This is a genomic window from Cohnella sp. GbtcB17, assembly GCF_019091135.1.
GTDB lineage: Bacteria > Bacillota > Bacilli > Paenibacillales > Paenibacillaceae > Cohnella.
Map to the genome: position 1 here is coordinate 1 of NZ_JAGXJW010000070.1, position 21,910 is coordinate 21,910.

The window sequence follows — 21,910 nt, forward strand, 5'->3', positions numbered from 1 at the left end:
GTCGATACTGGTCTTGCGCAGCAGACGGCCGATACGCGTCACGCGCGGATCGTATTTCATCTTGAACATATTTCCTTTGACCTCGTTGCGTGCGAGCAGCTCCTGAAGCCTTTTTTCCGCGTCGACGACCATCGTCCGGAACTTGACCATTCGGAATAGCCGGCCGTCTTTGCCGACTCTGACCTGGAAAAAGAAAATGCCGCCCTTGGGATCGTCCCATTTCACCAAAATGGCGACGATGAGCAGCAGCGGGGACAGCACCAGCAGGCCGGTCGCCGCCAGCACAATATCCATGCCTCGCTTCGTTCTGTCATATTGCAGGCGACCTGCTTCAAGCTTGACTCTGGCATTTGCCCCTCCATAGTAGGGCATGCCGGCATAGCTCCGTTTCATATCGTTGGACGGCTCGATCACGCTGGCCGCCTCCTTAGCCGCTGACCGGGACGGCATAGGAATCCCGCACGATGCGCTCCATAGCTTCCAAGAGCGGCTTGCGCAGCTCCGCATGCTGAAGCGCGAAGTCCATGGTCGTCAAAATAAACCCGAGCTTCTCGCCGACGTCGAACCGCGTGCCGTTAAAATGATAGCCGTAAACCGGCTCGATCTCGTTCAATCGCTGGATCGCGTCCGTCAGCTGAATTTCCCCTCCCGCGCCGATCTCCTGTTTCTCGAGATACGCAAAAAGCCCCGGCGTGAAGACGTACCGGCCCATGATCGCCAAATTCGAAGGCGCCTGGCCGGACGGCGGTTTTTCGACGAATCGCTTCGCCTCGTACAGCCGGCCCTCTCTGCCGATCGGATCCAGGATGCCGTAGCGATCCGTCTCGTGATCCGCGACCGGCTGGACGCCGATGATCGAGGACCCCGTCCGTTCGTATTGCTGGATCAGCTGTTTCAGACAAGGCACTTCGGCGGCGACGATATCGTCGCCGAGCAGCACCGCGAACGGCTCGTCGCCGATAAACCTCCGGGCGCACCATACGGCATGCCCCAAGCCCTTGGGCTCTTTTTGCCGAATGTAGTGGATATCGACCTTGGCGGAACGCCGGACCTCCTCCAACAGCTTGTGCTTGCCCTTCTCGGCCAGGCTGCTCTCGAGCTCGAAGGCGTGATCGAAGTGGTCCTCGATCGCCCGTTTACCCTTGCCCGTCACGATAATAATGTCTTCGATGCCCGCCTCGACCGCTTCCTCGACGATATATTGAATGGTGGGCTTGTCGATGATCGGGAGCATCTCTTTGGGCATGGCCTTGGTCGCAGGCAAAAACCTCGTTCCAAGTCCTGCAGCCGGTATAATGGCCTTACGAATCTTTTGCATCGGTCCACCTCCGAAAATAAAAACGTCTATTCAAAAAACGCGGGGCATTCAACCCCTCCTCACGCCATGCCATCGACGATTCACGTCTAAGGTCTCGCGACCCACAGCACAGCCGAGTGTCTGCAGCGATAGAGGCTCAGCAGACTTTGCCTGGAGCGCGTCGGCTCCTGTTTGACCTATGCTTTGTTAATGACCGTGCCCAGTACGGGCCTGCCGATTTGTTCGATCAGGCCGGACGTCCGCTGCAGTTGATGCCGGGTCGTCTTCGCATGCTCGGCGACCAACAGCACGCCATCCGTTTGCGAGACGACGATCTGGGCGTCCGCCGACGCCATCAGCGGCGAAGTGTCGACGACGATCCGGTCGTATTGCTCCTTCGCAAACGCGATGAGCTGTTCGTAGCGTTGGGAGGATAACAATTCGGTCGGGTTGGGGGGCAACGATCCGGAGGTGACGATCTGCATGTTCGGATAGTCGGTCTCTTTTATGATTTGCGCTGCAGGAATCGCCCGGCTCAAGTACTCGCTTAATCCGTCCCGGCGGGACAGTTGCAAAATGTCGTGAAGGGAAGGCTTGCGGAGGTCCGAGTCGATCAACAGCGTTTTTTTGCCCGCGCGGGCGTAAGCGAGCGCCAGGTTGATTGCCGTGGCGGATCTCCCTTCTCCCTGCGCGCCGGATACGACAGACAATGCCCGCGCCCCGAGCCTGGCAGCCGCAAAGTCGACCTGCGCCCGAAGCGTATGATAGTAGCCTGCCAGCTGCGAAGCGGGGTCGAAGTCCATGACCTTTAAATATTCCGGCCTCAGTTTGCTCATAACGCCTGCTCTCCCGCCTTTATCCCGGATTGGCTTGCCGCATAGCTATTGGAGGACGGGAGCTTGATGTCCCGCTTCTTCATCCTTGGAACGACCGCGAGCGTCTTCGATCCGATCGCCAGCAGCACGTCTTCTTCCTTCTTGATCGATTGGTCGAAGTATTCGATCAGGAGGATGGCGCCCGTCGACAGCAGCAGCGCAGCGAACAAAGCGACGGTCACGTTCGACTTCGTGTTTTGACCGAAGGGCTGCGTCGGCTGATCTTCCCTGGCGCTCGTCAATATCGTGACGTTGTTGATTTTCATGATTTTCGGAATTTCCATTTGGAACACTTCGGACACGGCGTTCACGGTCCGCGCGGCGCGCGCATAATTCGTATCCGTTACATTCAACGACATGACCTGGGTTTCGTTCAACGCATTCACCCGGACTCTGGAGATCAACTGCGCGGAGGAGAGGTTCAATTCGGGATGAAGCTCGACAACTTTGTCCATGATGGCCGGCGTCAGAATGATTTCCTTGTAGGTTTCGATGAGCTTGATGTTCGAAGCGATCGAGGAGACGTCCATCGTCTCGCCGCCCACCGCCTCGACCGTTTTATTGACGATGATTTTCACGTTGGCCGAGTAGAAGCTCGGCTCCATTTGCTTGGAGTAAGCATATGCCGAGCAGGACGCCGCGATAGACAATAGCAGAATGATCCAAAAGCGTTTCCGAATTGCGCCCATATACTTTTTCAGATCCATTTCCATGCAGATCACTCCATCTCGGTGTTGGATACATTGTGTATCCTCAGTACGTTTATCTTATGATACGTTTTGTATCCTGTCAATTGTATTTTAGACTTTTGTCGGAACTCTCTCGGATCGAATTTTCAGAAAAATCCCGTTGCTACGGCGCTTCGCGCTTTAAGCGCTTACAATCGAGGCGTCAGCCGATCCGCGGAATTGTCGAAAATAAAAAGAATCCCGCCGTCTTAGGGACGGACAGGATTCTCCACTCGCTGTTTGCTTGACTCAGGCGTTGCCGGCGCTCTGCCAGTCGAAGGCTTGATTTTCAAGCAGGTGCCTGAACAGACTTTTTCTCTCTCCGGCCAGCTCTCCGAATTGGCCGCGCTGGATGATGCGGCCCTCATCCACGACGACGACCTGGTCGGCGCCTTTAATCGTCGATAGGCGGTGAGCGATGACGATCAAGGTCATGCGGCCCTTCAAGCGATCCAACGCCTCTTGAATTTTGATCTCATTGTCCGTGTCCAGCGCGCTGGTCGCCACGTCCAGTACGAGAACGGACGGTTTCCTCAGGATGGCGCGAGCCAGCACGATGCGTTGGCGCTCGCCTCCCGAGGGCCGTATGCCCCGATCCCCGATCTGCGTGTCCAGGCCGTCCGGCAGTCCCCGAACGAAATCTCCGGCCGCGGCGAAGTCGAGCGCCTCCCATAGCGCAGGTTCCGTCGCATCCGGCTTGACGAGCGTCATATTCCCTCGAATCGTATCGTTGAACAGGAAGGGGTCCTGGGGAACGTAGCCGATCGACTTGCGAAGCGACAGCAAATCGCCGCTAGACAGCGGTTTACCGTCCAATGCCAGCATCCCTCGCTCCGGGACGATCAGGCCCATTAGCATATCGATCAGCGTGCTCTTGCCCGCGCCCGACCGGCCCACGATGGCCGTCATCTTGCAGGCGGGAACGACCAGATCGATGTCGCGGAGCGCGAAGCGCTCGTCGCCTTTATCGTATCTGAAGCTAACACCCCGGCATTCGAGCGAGGAATGGATCGCGATCGGCGTAATCGTATCCCGGCCATCCTCGGCGATGCGGAGCTCTGCGGCCGCCGCACATTCCTCCTGCAGCCGATCCAGGCTCTTGAAGGCGGGATAAAACGAAGCGATCTGCTCGATATTGCCCTGCAAGCCGGAGAAACGAGGCCAAAGCCGCGTGAAGACGACGATGATCAGCAGCAACTGCTCCATTTTCGTATGGAACAGCTGGACGGACATATAAATGAACAACGCAATCAAAGCGGCGGAAACGGCCTGGAAATAAAATTGCGTCGACGATTTCAAGCGGACGAATTCGACTTGCTCCTTATGAATCTTGCGGCTGGCTCCGATCATCCAGCTTAATCTGGAGGCTTCGAGCCCGTTGGTTTTAATATCCTTCGCGCCGCTCAGCTGATCCGTGATTCCCGCCAAATAGGCTCTTGCGGATTCCGTAGACTTGGCGCCGAGACTTTTGGCCCGGCCGACGAACTTTTTGGCCGCATACGTAATCGCCAGCCCGCAAACGAGGATGCACGCGGTAATGGAGGGAGACAGCCAGAAGGCGAGCGCGATCTGGATCACCGTAAAGATGACCGAAGCCAGCAGCTGCAGGCTGAGATTGATGCCCCCGTTCACTCGTCCGATCTCGCTCGTCAGCGCGCTCACCATATCGGATTTTCGTTTTTTCAGAAAAAAGGTCCAATTCGATTGCAAAATGCCGCGGTACGTTTCGGTTTTCAAATAAAGATCGAAGCCTTGGTTAATCTTGATGTTCTGTAGCGCGACCACGCGCTTGAGCAGGCTCTGCGAGAGCATAATGACCAAAAACAAAGTAAGAATAAGCGGCAGAACGGCCTCCCCGGGAATGGCGTCGAATAACCCGAACAGCGGCGTAGCCCCCGTGCCGAAGTCGGCGATGCCGCCCGCCTTCAGCATCGGAATGAGCAGCAGGATGCCGATCCCCTCGAGCAAGCTTACGAACACCATGCCCGCGAGATTGATATACAGCTTTTTTCCCGCATATTGCCGAAGGCGTTTAATGAAGTACAATATCGGTTCCATAGGCGGCTCCCCTCAAGTTACGGCCGTTCTCCTGGTCTTGCGCCATGCCCACAGCAGGGGACGCAGCGGAAAATACAAAAAATGCACGCGTTTCGGCAAAGGCAGCGTTTCAAAGTCGGTAGGATAAGGATGAAGCAGGCTTAAAAGGAATAAGAGTTTGTGCAGAGGCGGTCTGATCGCGAACAAGTATCGCTTGTAGGCTCGATGGAGATGCACAGGCGGATCTCCGAGGATGTCGATGCTTTGCTCGACGTAAAAAAAAGGGTTTTGGGCCAGTTTTGCGCCCTTGGAGTTCGGTTGCGTGCCGAGCGCGATCCCGGCCGGCACCGGGGTGCCGAGCAATTTCGATGCCAATGTCATGGCCTGGTCGCCGAGATGGGCGGCGCCGTACTTGCGAAGCAGTCGCCTCACTTGCGGCCAGTCCTCGTCTCTTCTGGCGAGCACGTCGATGTCCGTCAGCCACCGTAGGCGGAACCAGCCGTGCCTGGCCCCGTGCATAATCAAGTAGTAGAATAGATGCTTGCTGCCCATATAACGAACGGCCCCGCCTCCCAAAGCGCTGACCCGGCTTTCCGACCACAGCTCTTCGAATCCCGGCTCTTTCAGCGGTCCTGGGCTCAGCCGCCAATGAATCTCGATATGCACCCCGAGCTTCGGGTTCCAGTAGGACTTGTGATGCTGCCGCCATCTCCACTCGTTGAGCACGGTCGGCGTGTACGCTTCCGCGACGTAGCCGAGTTCGGCCATCATCCTATCTACGGCCAGACGATCCCCGCCGAACGGCTTCCAGTCCAACAGGATGTCCAAGTCCGAGGAAGTCCGCAGACTCATGTCCCCGTACAGCTCGTGGGCGAGCGTCGGTCCTTTTAAAAACAAGGAACGAATTCCTCTGTCCGCCAGGCCCGCGCCGATCCGCGCCGATTCGCCGGCAAGCCCCAGCATTCGAACGGCGTTTTGCCGGTATTGCTCCTGCAGCTGCCGCATCACAGGCTCGGGAACGGCGTACGACGCTTCCTTTTTTAGGCGCCGGTACACGGATGGATACACCCGATGATGCCGCGTGAGCCGCAAAAAATTCGTCCAATCCACGTCCTCGCTTGCGAAGCCGTCCATGACGCTGCCTTCCGCTTCGCCATCGCTTCGAAGCAAGGCAAATAGCAATCGCTGCGCGTTATCCATGCGACCATCCCTTCGTTTTGCGAACCGGCCGGGCGCTTTGTCCAAAGACGGCAACCGGCGTGTAGCCTTTCATCTCGTCCGCGCCGGTCAAGTAAAAGTTCCCGCTGCGAAGCCATGCATGCGCCGCCAGCTCTCCCCGCTCGCCGCGCCCCGTGCCGAGATACAGCGTGCTTTCGATGCCCCTTCGCTTCAGCATTTTTAACGCGGCAATCGCCCGCACCAGGCAGCGGCAGTCCCAGGGCGCATGCTTAGCGGCCCGGTAGATCGCGTCGGCGATGCGGCGAAGCGTCGCTTTATCGGCAGAAGGCGTCTCCGGCAGCTCCCGCATCGCTTCTCCCAGCGTCGGGGCTACCTTGGCAAAAGGGACAGAGATCAGGATTCTCGCCCATGCCAAATAACAGAACGCTTCCAGCAGCAGCAATCTGTCGGTTCGGCCAGGCGCGAGGAACTTGGCCATATGGGACAAGTAATTTTTGCTCATGACGCTTGCCGGCTCACCGTGATCAGCTCTTCGGCTGTCAATTGATTTAAAAATTGTACGACGTGCCGCTCGCACTCTTCCGCGCCGACCGCATACTCCTGAACAAGACTGTCTACCAGGTTGCCGATCGATACCGGAGACGAGATCAAGTCCCAGATCCGGCCGCCGATCTCGCCCAGATTGTAATACTTGCCGCGATCGATGCTGAGCATAACCTTCTCGCCGTCCATATCGCTCACGATGCAGCCGGGGCGCTGGGCGACGACTTGCTCCTTCGTCCATTCCATCGTATCCGCCATTTTCTAACCCTCCTTCGAAATGAATTCCAATACGCGATCCGCCATCCGATTGGCGGTGAATCCGACACTTTCGGCGGGTCTGCCTAACTTTTTCAGGGGCACCCGCCCCGCCAGCGCGACGGCGCTTCTAAAGTGCCATTCGTTCAGTCCGAAGCCTTCGATCAACGACTTCCGGAAAGTATGATATTGCAAAATGGCCATTCCTAAAAAACGAGGCACATCCGTGATCTCGATCTCCGCGGTCTCGGCCCGCGACAGCACGAAGATGCCTCCTAGCGGAACGGGACTGCCGTTAAAAGCTTCGGTAACGGGCACGGCGAATTTGTCGACTCGCTCGATAATCGGCTTGAAGGAGGCGCCGGCGATGCCAAGGCCGTCCAGGCTCGTCTGCCAGAGCTTCTGCTGCGGATACGCGGGCATGACGTACGGTACGGTCTCATTGGGTCCAGCGACCGCGATCACATCGTCCGATACGAGCGAATATCCCCGTTGAAGCAAGCACGAAGCCATCGTGGATTTCCCGGCCCCCGAATCTCCGATAAACGCGTAAACCTTGCCGTTAATGAGGACGGCGCTTCCGTGCAGCGGCAAGATTCGCCTCTGCTGCAGAAGGGCTCCCATACAGGTTCCGAGCAAGTACAACCGGACTTTGTCGGGCTGCGCCTTCTCTTCCGGCGAGACGACGATCTCCCTGCCCCCGCGCACTTCGTAAATCGCGGTGCCCTCAATCCTGAACAGCAGCCTGTCTTCGGTCACGCTGGATGTTCTTCCAGGCTCCGCGAACGCTTGCCATACGCCGGACAAGTCGCCGATCCGCACGGTGACATCCGTTTCGATATGGTCTGCCGACGCTTCGGGGAGCTCCGGAAGGGGCAGCTCGCTCAAGATCGTGAGGCCGAATGCCCGGCGTTTGACTTGTTGCAAGGTCGTTACCATCAATTGTCTCACTCCAGCATCGGGATAATAAGAGAGAGGTCCCTTATAAGGGAATTTATAAGGGACTCTCATGGGATTAGCTGTGGTGCTGGGTTTCCTCGTCGGGATCGAATGAGTCCGGAATCGTTACACCCGGGCCAGCCATCGTCAGCTTCACGTCAAGCACCTCCAGAGAAGGTACGCTCCACTCTTTGTTCATTGATATCACCTCCTTTCAAGCGTTTCAGGAAGCGGTATAGCACGACGCTTCGCATCAGCTTGACAAACTCGCCGTCGAACACGGTATTCGGAGAAGGCTCCCGGTTGTTCGATATTGCCTTTCTTAAGTAAGAAGTGTCGACAAGGCTTTGCATTCTGGCGTCTTCGCAAAGCCGCTGCAGCTCGGCCACGAATGCCGGCCAATGCGGCTTCATGCGGTAGATGCCGTCGGCGCCCTGAACCCCGCGGACTTTATAATTCAATCGAACGCGGTCGGGAAGGATGCCTTCCGTCGCTCTTCGCACCATCGCCCGATCCATGCCCTCCCGCACGAACTGCCCGATCGGCAGCCCCAGGCAAAATCTGGCCAATCGCAAATCGTTGGTCGGATCGCGATACCACAGGCCGTGTCGGATCGAGAGCTTGGTGCCGCTGACTCCGCTGTTCGTCCAGTGACCGACTTCTGCGAATTGCCGCTGCCTGGCGTCGATCATCGTCATTGGGGGTTTGCCCGGCACGTAGACACCAGACGCTGCCATTCGCTCGAAAATCCGCGTCCGGGCGGCAAAGTCCGGATGGATCAGCCGCTCCGCAGGAATGTCGCCGGCGGCGGAGGAAGCCGGATGCGGAAATGCGCGCTGCCTGACGAGTTCAAGCAGTCTCCGTCTGCCGATGCCGCGGTTGCTTCCGTATTGCTTCAGTTCGCCGTAGAGCCTGATCCATCTCATCCGCTTGAGCAGCAGCGCGTAGTAGTCCAGCGCGGGACCCCAAGAGATCGTATAGTTGCCGCGCCCTCCGTTCAGCAATACGCCGACGTTCTCGCGTTCCGCCTGCTCGTAAATGCCCGAGAGCCAAAATGCGTTTTCGACGAATTTGAATGGCATCTCCATCATGTCCAGCCATTTGTCCAGCTCGCTGTACGGACTGCGGCCGGGAAAGCTCAAGTACTGATCGCGAATGTTGCCGACTGCTTCCACGGTGGACCTGATATAAGGACGTTCGTCCGCGAGGCGGTTGGCAGGCGTCCAGTCTTCGAATCCGTCCGCAGGGATATAGCTGAACGTATGAAGAGGCTTCTGCTCCCCCGCCAGCGTCCTCGCCGCGAACCCGGCCACCGTCCCCGAGTCCAGTCCGCCGCTCAAATAGGAGCCCACCTGCTTAAAAGTACGAAGGCGCGATGCGACGGACTTCTGCAGTACATCCGCGAACGCCTCGACATAATCGCGATCGCGCCGAAGATGATTCAAGGATTGCGCCTCGACCTCCGCATACCGGCGAACCCGTACTTTGCCGTTTTCGACGGCGATGCTGTGGTGCGGGGGAAGCTGGCGGACATCCCGGTAGACAGTCGATCCGACGTCCATCGTTTCGATTCGGCCCGGATTGGCCAGATACTCGGCTAACCATTGTTCATTCAGCGGAGCGGCTTGCCGATCATCGAGCGCCAGCAAAGGCTGGATCAGGGTGCAAAATGCAAACATCCCTAAATTTTGGGTATAATACAAAGTGCGTGTGCCCGAATAGTCTCTGGCGCCGAACAGCCGTTTTTTTCGCTCGTCCCAGATGACGTAAGCGAAGTCTCCGACCAGGTATCTGGGAGATTCGTCGCCCCATTTATCGTAAGCCAGCAGGATAAGCTCGCCGTCCGTCACGATCCGCCGCAGCGGAGACGTCAATTGCAGGAGATCGAACAATTCCTCTCGATTGTCCAGAATAGCATCGGCTGCAACCGCCAAATTTTTGGTTTCATCGAAAAGCGGCGCTTTTTCCCCGATCGACTCGGGCGTGATCCACTGCGCATGGCAGCCCAGGTAAATGCCGTCCATATACCAGAAGCCTCGATGATCGGATGGAAATGGCGTCAACGCGTTCATCAGCGCTCCGCCGATATTCTCGACGTTACGATAGCCTTCCAGCCTGCAGCATCCCGTGATCGCGCTCATTCGCCAGCCCCCCGTTCATCCGTTTGTGATACAGATTGTATCTTTGTTGCTCTTAATTTATATCACGAAAACCGAAATGTCAACCGTTATTTTATTCAAGTTTCTCTTAAAAGTTGGCACGATCTATGTTCATTTGATACAATTCGTATAATATTGCATACCTATCATGTTCACTTAGGTGAAGGAGGCACGGAGAGCTATGTATTCGCCATCCCGCGGGGCAAGGTGGCTGCGAACGACAAGGTGGCTTTTATTTCCTATAGCACTGTTTATGCTATTGAGCTTCAAGGAAGGGAGGCAGGCTTTAAGTTATACGATGCTGCAAGGCCTCCCTTCAAACGAAGCCAGCCCGCTGGACCGTCCTTACGAGGATTGGCGTCAGCAAGAGCTCCCCTTCGGCCTGGCCTCGTTCGATCTAGCGCCCTGGCGCTCCTATATGGATACGTGGGGCGCACAGAGATACCTGGAAACGACCGGAATCGTATTTAACGTCAATGAAAAAGAAGCGGATCCGACCGCTGAGCTATTGTCCGAAGCCGGCATCCGTTCGGCGCGCGTCGAGATCAACTGGAGCAATATCGACTTCAACGATGAATCCAGATTCACGGCGCTCACGGAGGGCAGAATTAAAGCGGCCCTGCTCGCTCTCCGCAAATACGGCATACGTCCCATCATTCTATTGAACGCGAACGCCGGCAGTCCCGTCCCGAACAAGCTCGTTGACGTGCAATTAAAGGCGAACGCCAAGAAGGGCAGCAGGGAAATCTACGTCAAATCGACGGCGGGCATCGTTGCGGATTACACCGGCTTAAGCGGACAAGCCTACCAAACGATGTATCCGATCATTACGTCCGCAGACGCCAAGTCGGGACGACTCACGCTGTCGGCGCCGTTGACCAAAGACTTGAAGGCTGGCCCGCTTCGTCTGACGAGGCTTAAATACAGACCCTTTTCCGGCACCGTTTATACCGGAGGCAAGGCGAACCCGGCCGGTCAGGCGACGATGGACGGGTGGACGCGATACGTTCGAACCGTAACCGCGCAGGTCAAAAAGTTGCTCGGCACGAACGATTCGGCCGACGCAGGCTTCGATCTGGAGGTGTGGAACGAGGTTACGTTCGGAAGCCAATTTCTTGATATCAACAATTATTACGAGAAAAAGCAATCGTTTCAGGCTTATCCTTCCGTACAAATCGACGGCCAAACCAAACAAGGCGCCCAGGCCCTGTTGCCCTTGACGCTGCGTTACGTGCGAGATCCCGCGAACGAATTGCCCGGCGTAAACGTCATCGACGGCTTTTCGAATCAGCATCCCTGGGAAAACGGGACGGAAATGTACGCTAGCCAAAGCGGATTCAGCCGGCATTACTATACAGGCTACAATGGCGCGGCATCCACCGTACAGTTAAACGGCACGAACGCGACTTGGAATTATCAATCGGCCGACGGAAGCATTCTTCCGGGCAGCAAGACTTATTTCCCGAAGCATGTGGCCGCGTTTCCCGAATACTGGTACTACGCCTACCAAACGGAGTTCGTCGTAAGGGACCTGCAGCCTATCCCCGGCCCCTGGTCCTTGCATGGACGATTTGCGAACGACGGGGATGGTCAGGCCGCACAGGTTTGGATGACAGAGAGCAATTGGTGGAGAGGCAAGTTCGCGGAAGAGCTGATGTCCAAAAACAACGTTAAAGCGACCGACGTCAAGCTAAGAGCGCTCATGCAGCAGGTGGGGACAAAAGCTTCGCTCAGGCTGATGACCTTCTCGAGCCACAAAGGCCTCCATACGTTAAATCTGTTTTCCGCCAAAAGCGACGATCTCCACTACAGCGTGATCGCGGACGCCTTCTACACCGCGCTTGCGAAAAACCATTATGTGCTGAACGATCAAACGAGAGCCGCTGCCGGCCCGCAAATCAAGGCGCTGAAGGCCGTGTCGGACTTGATGAAAAGCGGCGTTCCGATCGAGACGGCACGACCCCTGCGCGTGGAAAAGGTGACGGAACCCGAGCCGAGATTGGCGCTGAAGGGCGATGGAACCCCGGCGCATCCCGATCAGTTCAATCGGAACGATCTCGCCGTACTGCCTTTTCAATTGGATCAAAACAAGTTCGCCGTCGCTTATTACGTCGTTACGCGGGACTTGACCCGCGCCTGGCAGCCCGCCTTCGGTCCGCTCGATGCCAGAAGGTACGATATGAAGCCGGAAACGTTTTACGTTACGCTGTCCAATCTGTTTGGCGATCAAGCCGTAGTCTACAGCTACGACCCGATCACCGGCTCCAAGACGAAGGTCGCCATCACGGACAGCAGCCCGAACACGATTGCCGTAGAGCTGGAAACCGTCGACTACCCGCGTTTTCTTATTATAGAGGAGAAGAAAGACCGTACCGGACCGCTTATTTCGAATACGAAACTATTTAAAAACGGCGCGGAAGCGGCATTTCAATTTCAAACGAATGCGGCCGGCAGCGCGACAATCACTTGGGGACCTTATCCGGCACGCACCGCAACCTCGTATACCGGCGCGCTTTACGCATCGGAAACGGATACGTCCCCGGTGAGGACGTATCAGGCGCCCTTGCTGACGACCGAGCGTCTGCCTCCATTAACGAAAGGCGTCTGGAAATGGGATGGCACGGTCGATCCTGCCTATACGGAAGCCTATACGTTTATTCTGGACACCAAATATTGCAACGTCCAATTGAAGCTGGACGGAAAGCTCCTGGTCGACGGCTGCAAAAAAACGCAAAAGCAGGGAACGGTCTCGCTCGTTGCGGGACAATCCTATAAGCTGGAGCTAACGGTTAAAAACATTTCTAGCGGACTTCCGACGATCAACCTTTATTGGGCGAGCGATCATCAGCCGAAAACGGCGGTTCCCGCCCATTCGGCCGAATCGAATCGTATAACCGTGGATACCGTTGCCGGACGGCCGGTGACCGTCCCGCTTCCTGGCTTCAAATCGGGAGACGGCGTACGCGTTCAGGTTACGGCCCGCGACAGCGCTTTGAACGCCCGATACCCGTTGTGGGACTACGACGTCGCCGGCGTCTGGTGGCCGAAGAGCGGTATACCCGCACATTAAAACCTCGGTCCCGGACATTCAGGATGCTTGCCCGCACCGTCTCGCTCCGTCTCTCATATGGTAGAGGACACCCGTCACGGACAAGACGGCGACTTCTATAGTGAGGTGAGACATCGTGGCGGATAGTCAGTCCGTTCAGAGCTTCGGGGCGTCGGGCAACGGCATGAAGGACGATACGGACGCCTTGCGTCAGGCAGTCCAAAACGCAATCGTCTCAAGCGACGCCGGCAACGGCAGCACCGTGACCTTCGGGCCCGGCATTTATCGGATCGCATCGGATACGACACTGCCCGCTTCGCTGAACTATCGGTTTGCCGACGGCGCGATGCTGGCTCCCGATCCGGGGGTAACCGTCACCGTTCTGGGAAGCATCGAGGCCGGCATGGCGACGGTGTTCGGAGGCAAGGGCAGCTATAAAGGACCGATGGCCGCTCCCGTCGTCCTGCCCCAATGGTTTGGCGCCTCGGGCAGCCGCAGCAGCGTAAACGGCAAAATCGCCAAAGGCTCCAACAAATTGACGCTTTCGAACCCGCTTGATTTCCGCAACGGCCAGTACGTATCCATACCCGGCGGCACGCCGTGCCTGTTAAGCGCGCCGGCCGGCTTGAAGACTTCGATAGCTGGAGCCGGCGGCGCTTCTGCGTATACGTATACGGTGATCGCCGTGGATTCATATGGGGGCTTGTCGTCTGCGACGGCCGTAACCGTGCAGCGGGGCCCCGATACGATCTCGCCGGATAACGCGATCGTCGTTTCCTGGAATGCGGTGCCGGGCGCCGCCGGATATTATGTCTATGGTCGCACGCCCGATGCTCCCGTCCGGATCGCCAGAGTACAGGAGACCTCCTGGAAGGATAACGGCGCCGCCCTTCGCGCTACGGAACCGTCGCTGCCCAAAACGCTGCCGTTTCCCGGCATCTGGATCGCCCGCATCGTGTCCGGCGCCGGCAGCACGGTTGTTACGTTGGACGCCGCAGCCGCCTTTACGCTGAACCAGCCGATCAACCACGACGATACGCTGCCGATCCGCCAGGCGATCAAGGTGGCCGGACCAGGAGGGAAGGTCATATTCCCGCCGGGCACTTACCGGATTTCCGATACGATTCAATGCGATGCGGCAGCGCTGATCGGGAATGGAAGACCGTCCCTCATGTTCGTCCCCGAGTTCGTGTACGACCTTAAGCCATGCATCGACATCGTTGCGGATACAGTCGTCAACGGGTTGCAGATCGGAAGCGGCAAGGAAGCCTACTATCTGGACAACCCGGCTTGGGCCGACCCTAAGCTTTTTGCGCTGCAGTATTATGACATGTTCGTCACCGGCTGCTCCGGATTCCGCGTCTCGGGGGCGGCCAAGCCGACTTTCCGCGACGTCCGGACAGCCACGATCAAAGTCGGCTTGCTCCTGGACAGTACGGCCGGGCACATCTACGCGTTCGAATCCAAATTGAGCGGGCTGATCGGCGTTTACTGCCGCTTGAACACCGAGGACTATTATTTTGAGAGCTCGGACATTACGGGCGTTTTTTGCGGCTTGCTGTTTGGCGTCAAATTGATTTCCAATCACTACGGGGGCTTCAGCGGTTACTTGAATCGCGTTCATATGGGCTTTTCCCCTTACTCGATCTATCAGGCGATCGACGATCCCGATATCTATAAATCAGTCGTAGCCGTCTCCGGACTGATGTCCACGATGGATTGGGTGAGTCAGGAACAAATCGGGGAAGCGGCGATCAAGCTGCTGCCCAAGTCCGATACCCGCATACGCGTGACCGGCGGATTCGGCTACAGCTGGAGCGATTATAAGTATGCGACGCCAAGGCAAGGATGGCAATATGCGCTGCCGGACAGCTTAATGCCCGCGAATCAGCGTCAACAGTATGCGGCCTGGTTCGGAACGCTGCGGGACAGCGACATCCCGAGAGGCTCCGTCACGGGCAATCTGAGAGTATCGGGCGCGCCCGGCGCCATCGGATCCGCTCGTATCGAGAAGCTGGCGACGATTTCGGATCTGGAAGGGTTATATTTGGAGCGCGCTACGATCGTTTCCAAGGAACCTTATTTCGAAGTTTCGGTAAGCTCCGGCTCTCTCCTGCAAGATCGGACCAAACAAGCGTTCAACGCGGTCACGCGGGGCAATTTATTGCTCGATCCCGACAATCCCGCGTCCTACAAAATCGCCGGCGGAACGTTGACGATTGCTGCAAGCGTCGATCCGGCTTTGCCGCGTCCGATGCGCGCTGAATTGGGCCCGACGCCGGTCATTCTGATGTTTACGCCGGCGCCGAATTCGACGCTGAGTCTGCTCCAAATCAAGCTGGCTTCAGCACCGTTCATCTCTCCATCGAATCCCTTATCGATGAGTCTGTGGGCGTTCACGGCTTCACAGAACGGCATGAACATCAGGCTGAATGCGACAGGCAGGTCTTCCAACGATAGCCGGTTCTACTACAATCAAACCGTATATCCCAAAGGCTCCTGGACAAAAATTACCGGTGTCGACGGGACGCCCGCCGATGGCAGCGTATCGTTTCAGCAAGTATCGATCGAGCTTCCCCGCGACCGTCCGACCTACTTTGCGGGACTCATGCTCTCCGAGGGACCGTTAGCTCCTTACTCGCCGCGCTATCACATCGCCGCCGATGACGACGTCGAGCTGGTGCGGCCCGGCGACGGACTGGTGCTCACATCGCCAGGCGGCAAACGCTTCCGGATTACGGTTAACGATCAAGGACAGATAAGCATCGCGCCGATGACCTGAATGGCAAAACCTTTGCACCGGCCCTTGCCCGAAACCCTGGCAAGGGCCTTTCATCGGTCGTATGTATATCAATTAGATACGATACGTATACTAGAAATAAAAGCGCTTCCCTTCTTAATGTGACGTTTTGTATCAACTGATGCAAATGTATCACCAAACGTTTATCATTAAGTGACGGGATAAAAGGAGGGAATTCGTATGAATATCGGCAGCCGCATCGCCTATCTACGTGATCAATCCGGCTGGACACAAGAAGAATTGTCCTCTTCCCTTGGCATTACCAGGGCCGCCCTCTCGCACTACGAAAAAAACAGGCGCGAACCTGATACGGAAATGCTGACCAAGCTGGCCGATCTGTTTAATGTGTCGATCGACTATCTTGTGGGAAGAACGCACCAGCCCCAGATGACGCTAGATGCTGAGGTGCGCCAGTTCACCGATCAATTGGAACTCTCCGACGCAGACAAGCTGCTGGAGAGCTTCGCGCTAACGATCGACGGCCGGCGGCTGTCCAAGGAAGAAGCCAAGCGTTTTATCGCCTTTATCAGAGCCGAGAGATCGCTTGGCTGAACGTGCCGATTATGCAAGATACCCCGAACCGCTCGGAAGCGGCCGGGGTATTTTTCTTTTACACGGTATTCTGTTGTTGTTCTTTCCTCTTTTCTTCCTTTTCAAACGCTTCCCATTTGCTGACGTCGATGCCAAGCTGGGTAAGAATGGTATGAATGCTAATCTCGACGGGGTTATTCCCGGACGAATCTAAGCCTGGATCCCTCTCCCTCTCCATCTCCGCACCTAAATCCCCTCTCTGGAAAATGAAACCTAATTCAACTAATCCTTATTATAAGGGACAAGGAATGCGGAGGGTGTCGAGTGATGTATGTCGTCAAAATTTTTTTATCGCCATGTCGGGTCGAGGGCTGAATGACCCTGTCTGATCCTACCTGAGACATGCTCCGCACATGGCTCGGACTCGGTTCGCGGCACGAGGGAAGCTTCTCTCACATACGAGCTTAATTGTCGGCAAACCCTCAGATCGCGCGGTATTAAAGGCTTCGGCCCGCTTTTGAAGCCGATTTAGACTTAAGCATGCTCCCGATCGGAATACCTGTCATTCCGGTATAAAAAAAATACGGAATGGAGCGGAAAACATCCCGCTTCATTCCGTATCTTTATGTGTTAAAACTCTGTTTTATTCCCGATCTTCCCGCTTTTTCCGCAGTCGAAGGCTTGTGTCGATTGTCGTCATACCGCGAAAATCGTCAATTGCCGCCGACGCGCGACAAGTCGCGCATATTGGCTTCGAAGGCGGCCAGTAGCGCTTGCTCGCCGCTCAGACCTTGCGCCTTCACCTTTTCGATCTGCTCCATCATCCGCTTGTAGTCCTTCGGAATAACCTTGACGATCTTCGGCAGCACCGCTTCCCAATCGCTCAGGACGCGCTCGCCAAGTTCGCTGTCAGTATAGCGGACATGGTTCTCGATCAAGCCGCGCACTTCGGCGATCTCGCGTTCTTCCTCGAGTGCCTCCAAGCTGACCATCTCGAAGTTGCAACGCTTGACGAAGTCGCCGTTCCAATCGACGACATAGGCGATGCCTCCGGACATGCCGGCGGCAAAGTTGCGGCCGGTTCGCCCCAGGATGACGACGCGTCCGCCGGTCATATATTCGCAGCCGTGGTCGCCCACGCCTTCGACGACGACGTTCGCGCCGCTGTTGCGGACCGCGAACCGTTCGCCCGCGACGCCGCGGATATACGCCTCGCCGCCCGTCGCGCCGTACAGCGCCGTGTTGCCGGCGATGATGTTGTCCTCGGCCTTAAAGGTCGCGGACTGCGACGGGAATACCGCAAGCTTGCCGCCGGACAGCCCCTTGCCGTTGTAGTCGTTGGCGTCGCCTTCGAGCGTCAGCGTCATGCCCTTCGGGATGAACGCGCCGAAGCTCTGTCCGGCCGTGCCGACGAAGTGGAACGCGATCGTGTCTTCGGGCAGCCCGGCCTTGCCGTGGCGGCTCGTCACTTCGTGGCCGACGATCGTGCCGACGACGCGATTCGTGTTCTTGATCGGGAACGTGCCCCGCACGCGCTCGCCGCTCTCGATCGCCGGAAGCGCAGCCTGCAGCAGATGCTGCATGTCGAGCGACTCCTCGAGACCGTGATTCTGCGACTTGCGGTTGTAGCGGAACGAGCCTTCGGGCAGCTCCGGCATGTACAGCAGGTCGGTCAGATCGACGCCGCTGGCCTTGAAGTGCGCGATCGCCTTCTTCGTATCGAGGCGGTCCGTGCGTCCGACCATCTCCTCGATGGTGCGGAAGCCCAGCTGCGCCATAATCTCGCGAAGCTCTTCGGCGAGGAAACGCATGTAGTTGACGACATACTCCGGATCGCCCATGAACTTCTTGCGAAGCTCGGGGTTCTGTGTCGCGACGCCGACCGGACAGGTGTCGAGCTGGCAGACACGCATCATGATGCAGCCCAGCACGACGAGCGGAGCCGTGGAGAAGCCGTACTCTTCGGCGCCCAGCAGCGCGGCGATCGCGATGTCGCGGCCGGTCATCATCTTGCCGTCCGTCTCCACGACGACGCGGTCGCGCAGGTTGTTCAGGATCAGCGTCTGGTGGGTCTCGGCGAGGCCGAGCTCCCAAGGCAGGCCCGCATGGCGGATCGAGCCGATCGGCGAAGCGCCCGTGCCGCCGTCGTAACCGCTGACGAGGATGACGTCCGCGCGGCCCTTGGCTACGCCTGCGGCGATCGTGCCGACGCCGACCTCGGAGACGAGCTTGACGTTGATGCGCGCCTTCGGATTGGCGTTCTTCAGATCATGGATCAGCTCGGCCAAGTCCTCGATCGAATAGATGTCGTGGTGCGGCGGCGGCGAGATGAGGCCGACGCCCGGCGTCGTGCCGCGCACTTCGGCGACCCATGGGTACACCTTGCGGCCCATCAGCTGTCCGCCTTCGCCCGGCTTCGCGCCTTGCGCCATCTTGATCTGAATCTCGTCGGCGTTGGACAGGTAGTAGCTCGTGACGCCGAAGCGTCCCGATGCGACCTGCTTGATCGCGCTGCGGCGGGAATCGCCGTTGGCGTCCGGAATGAAGCGCGCCGGATCCTCGCCGCCCTCGCCCGAGTTGGACTTGCCGCCGATGCGGTTCATCGCGATCGCGAGCGATTCGTGCGCTTCCTTCGAGATCGAGCCGAACGACATCGCGCCGGACTTGAACCGCTTGAAGATCGACTCGGCCGGTTCGACCTCCTCGATCGGCACCGGCGGCTGGTCGAACTTGAAGTCGAGCAGCGAGCGCAGCGTGCGGATCTCCTCGTACTCGCCCTGGACGAGCGAGGAGAACTTCTTGTACAGCTTGTAGTCGTTGGACCGCGTCGCCATCTGCAGCGTGTGGATCGTCTTCGGATTGAAGAGATGATCCTCGCCGTCCTTGCGCCACTGGTAATCCCCGCCGGAATCGAGCTCGCGCTCCGCGCCTTCCTGGGTCGCGAACGCGCGGGCGTGGGCCTTCAGCGTATCGCTCGCGATCGTCTCGAGACCGACGCCGCCGATCCGGGACGGCGTCCACGTGAAGTGATTGTCGATCAGGTCGCCGCGCAGGCCGATCGCTTCGAAGATCTGCGCGCCGCGGTACGACTGGATCGTGGAGATGCCCATCTTGGACAGCACCTTCACGACGCCCTTGTTCGCGGCCTTCAGATAGTTCTTGACGGCCTTCTCGTGCGAGATATTGCGCATCATGCCCTGACGGATCAGGTCGTCGAGCGTCTCGAACGCCAGGTAAGGATTCACCGCGCTGACGCCGTAGCCGATCAGCAGCGCGAAGTGATGCACCTCGCGCGGCTCGCCGGATTCAAGCAGGATGCTGACCTTGGTCCGCGTGCCTTGACGGATCAGATGGTGATGGACCGTCGATACGGCGAGCAGCGAAGGAATCGCCGCATTGTCCGCATCGATGCCGCGGTCGGACAGAATCAAAATGTTGTGGCCGTGCTTCATGACGCGGTCGACCGCGGCGCACAGGTCGTCGAGCGCCTGCTTCAAGCCCGCTTCGCCCTCGCTTGCCGGGAAGTAGATCGGCAGCGTGATCGACTTGAAGCCCGGACGGTGAACATGACGCAGCTTCGCGAAGTCCTCGTTGGACAGAATCGGCGACACGAGACGGATATGGCGGCAGCTCTCCGGCTCCGGATTGAGCAGATTGCGCTCCGGTCCGACCGTCGTGTACGTGGACGTGACGATCTCTTCGCGGATCGCGTCGATCGGCGGGTTCGTCACCTGCGCGAACAGCTGCTTGAAGTAGTTGAACAACCGCTGCGGGCGGTCGGACAGCACCGCGAGCGGCGCGTCGTAGCCCATCGAAGCGAGCGGCTCGACGCCTGCGGCCGCCATCGGCTCGATGATCTTGCGCACGTCCTCGAACGAGTAGCCGAACGCCTGCTGGCGCTGTTGTACCGTTGCGTGGTCGAGCGCGGGCAGCTCAAGCGCCTCCGGCAGCTCCTCGAGATCGATGAGATGCTCGTTCAGCCATTCGCGGTAAGGATGCTCGGATACGATCGCCTTCTTGAGCTCCTCGTCGGCGATGATCCGGCCTTCCTTGGTATCGACCATCAGCATGCGGCCCGGACGCAGACGGTCCTTGAGCACGATCTCTTCCTGCGGAATCTCGATGACGCCTGCTTCGGAAGCCATGATGATGATGTCGTCCTTCGTCACGCAGTAGCGCGCAGGACGCAGACCGTTGCGATCGAGCACCGCGCCGATCTGGACGCCGTCGGTGAAGCCCATCGCGGCCGGACCGTCCCAAGGCTCCATCAAGGTGCTGTGGTATTCGTAGAAAGCGCGCTTGTCGTCGTCCATCAGCTCGTCGTTCTGCCAAGGCTCCGGCACCATCATCATCGCGCAGTGCGCGAGCGGACGGCCGGCCAGATACATGAACTCGAACGTATTGTCGAACTTGCCGGTGTCGGAGCCGTCATGGTTGATGACCGGCTTGACCTTCTCCAGATCGGCGCCGAACAGCTCGGATTCGAACAGCGTCTGGCGGGCATGCATCCAGTTCTCGTTGCCGCGGAGCGTGTTGATCTCCCCGTTGTGGATCAGATAGTGGAACGGATGCGCGCGCTCCCAGCTCGGGAACGTGTTCGTCGAGAAACGGGAATGGACGAGCGCGATCGCCGATACGAGCGTCGGATCGTGGAGCTCCGTATAAAAATGCCCGACTTGCTCCGTCGTGAGCATGCCTTTGTAGATGATCTTCTTGGAAGACAGGCTCGGCACGTAGAAAATCTCGCCGTCCGGAATGCCGGAATAGCGGATCGCCTTCTCGGCGCGCTTGCGCAGCACGTACAGCTTGCGCTCGTAGGCCAGATCGTCGGCCAGCGCCGCCGGGCGGCCGATGAACACCTGGCGCACGAACGGCTTGACGCGCTTCGCAGAGATGCCGAGCGTGCTGTCGTCGGTCGGAACCGTACGCCAGCCGATAACGGACAGCCCTTCCTCAGTCGCGATGCCTTCGAGCAGCGCCTCGTGTTCGGCGCGGCGCGATTCGTCCTGCGTCAGGAATACCATGCCGACCGCGTATTGTCCCGGTTCCGGCAGGGAAAAGCCGAGCGCGCCGGATTCGCGCGCGAAGAAATCGTGCGGAATCTGCAGCAGGATGCCTGCTCCGTCACCGGAGTTCGGCTCGGCGCCTTGGCCGCCGCGGTGCTCCATGTTAATAAGAAGACTTAGCGCTTGCTCGACGATCTCATGCGACTTCCGGCCTTTGATATGGGCGACGAATCCCATCCCGCAAGCATCCCGCTCATATTGCGGATCGTACAGCCCCTGCTTCGGGGGCAATCCGTTCACGAATTGTGTCATGATGAAGCGCAACCTTTCTATAGAAAAAATAGGGTGTCGTGAGCCAACGGTTCGACGGCGTCCGGCCGGTCAAATAAAGTTCGACGAACGGCAGGCGGGATGCGGCGCGGAATAATATGATCTGCTACAATATTATTGGCAACGCATGAACGCCCGAATAATCGAAGGAAAACGGCGAGGTAACGGGAAATCGTTCGGGA

General features: G+C 57.9%; 15 protein-coding genes. 3 read left to right on the forward strand and 12 right to left on the reverse strand.

Going from position 1 to position 21,910, the window contains the following annotated elements:
• From KVT38_RS28765 to KVT38_RS28815, 11 genes are all read right to left on the reverse strand, one after another.
• The coding region (locus KVT38_RS28765) for a sugar transferase (protein WP_368859175.1) at positions 1-414 on the reverse strand (414 nt) is incomplete at its 3' end.
• A gap of 13 nt (positions 415-427) precedes the next feature.
• The gene (galU, locus tag KVT38_RS28770; protein ID WP_217597195.1) at positions 428-1,318 is read right to left on the reverse strand and encodes a UTP--glucose-1-phosphate uridylyltransferase GalU; all 891 of its coding nucleotides are present in this window, start codon (positions 1,316-1,318) and stop codon (positions 428-430) included.
• A 176-nt stretch (positions 1,319-1,494) separates the two neighbouring features.
• Positions 1,495-2,133, reverse strand: coding sequence for a CpsD/CapB family tyrosine-protein kinase (locus KVT38_RS28775; protein WP_217597196.1), 639 nt, complete (start codon positions 2,131-2,133; stop codon positions 1,495-1,497).
• Positions 2,130-2,885, reverse strand: coding sequence for a YveK family protein (locus tag KVT38_RS28780; protein WP_217597197.1), 756 nt, complete (start codon positions 2,883-2,885; stop codon positions 2,130-2,132). The genes KVT38_RS28775 and KVT38_RS28780 overlap by 4 nt, the downstream gene beginning before the upstream one ends.
• Before the next feature lie 264 nt (positions 2,886-3,149).
• The gene (locus KVT38_RS28785) at positions 3,150-4,958 is read right to left on the reverse strand and encodes an ABC transporter ATP-binding protein (protein WP_217597198.1); all 1,809 of its coding nucleotides are present in this window, start codon (positions 4,956-4,958) and stop codon (positions 3,150-3,152) included.
• A 12-nt stretch (positions 4,959-4,970) separates the two neighbouring features.
• Positions 4,971-6,137 (reverse strand): nucleotidyltransferase domain-containing protein, encoded by a 1,167-nt coding sequence (locus KVT38_RS28790; protein ID WP_217597199.1) that lies wholly within the window; start codon positions 6,135-6,137, stop codon positions 4,971-4,973.
• Positions 6,130-6,618, reverse strand: coding sequence for a lasso peptide biosynthesis B2 protein (locus KVT38_RS28795; RefSeq protein WP_254639642.1), 489 nt, complete (start codon positions 6,616-6,618; stop codon positions 6,130-6,132). Before KVT38_RS28795 ends, KVT38_RS28790 begins: the two co-directional genes overlap by 8 nt.
• Entirely contained in the window at positions 6,615-6,917 is a 303-nt protein-coding gene (locus KVT38_RS28800) for a lasso peptide biosynthesis PqqD family chaperone (protein WP_254639643.1), read from the reverse strand. The genes KVT38_RS28795 and KVT38_RS28800 overlap by 4 nt, the downstream gene beginning before the upstream one ends.
• A gap of 3 nt (positions 6,918-6,920) precedes the next feature.
• On the reverse strand, positions 6,921-7,853 hold the full coding sequence (locus KVT38_RS28805; RefSeq protein ID WP_217597200.1) for a phosphoenolpyruvate carboxykinase (ATP): 933 nt from the start codon (positions 7,851-7,853) through the stop codon (positions 6,921-6,923).
• Between the two features lie 76 nt (positions 7,854-7,929).
• Positions 7,930-8,052, reverse strand: a complete 123-nt coding sequence (locus tag KVT38_RS28810) for a paeninodin family lasso peptide (protein WP_217597201.1) — start codon at positions 8,050-8,052, stop codon at positions 7,930-7,932.
• Complete coding sequence (locus tag KVT38_RS28815) at positions 8,012-9,994, reverse strand: asparagine synthase-related protein (protein ID WP_217597202.1); 1,983 nt, start codon at positions 9,992-9,994, stop codon at positions 8,012-8,014. The genes KVT38_RS28810 and KVT38_RS28815 overlap by 41 nt, the downstream gene beginning before the upstream one ends.
• Positions 9,995-10,310: 316 nt before the next feature.
• Between KVT38_RS28815 and KVT38_RS28820 the strand changes: the two genes are divergently transcribed.
• From KVT38_RS28820 to KVT38_RS28830, 3 genes are all read left to right on the forward strand, one after another.
• Positions 10,311-13,082, forward strand: a complete 2,772-nt coding sequence (locus KVT38_RS28820; protein WP_217597203.1) for a PA14 domain-containing protein — start codon at positions 10,311-10,313, stop codon at positions 13,080-13,082.
• Positions 13,083-13,197: 115 nt separating this feature from the next.
• Positions 13,198-15,843 carry a glycoside hydrolase family 55 protein gene (locus KVT38_RS28825; protein ID WP_217597204.1) on the forward strand — a complete coding sequence of 882 codons (2,646 nt, stop codon included), beginning with the start codon at positions 13,198-13,200 and terminating at the stop codon, positions 15,841-15,843.
• Positions 15,844-16,041: 198 nt separating this feature from the next.
• On the forward strand, positions 16,042-16,413 hold the full coding sequence (locus KVT38_RS28830) for a helix-turn-helix domain-containing protein (protein ID WP_217597205.1): 372 nt from the start codon (positions 16,042-16,044) through the stop codon (positions 16,411-16,413).
• A gap of 692 nt (positions 16,414-17,105) precedes the next feature.
• On the opposite strand, the gene gltB is transcribed toward KVT38_RS28830, so the two are convergent.
• Positions 17,106-21,710, reverse strand: a complete 4,605-nt coding sequence (gltB, locus tag KVT38_RS28835) for a glutamate synthase large subunit (protein ID WP_217597206.1) — start codon at positions 21,708-21,710, stop codon at positions 17,106-17,108.
• Between the last annotated feature and the right edge of the window lie 200 nt (positions 21,711-21,910).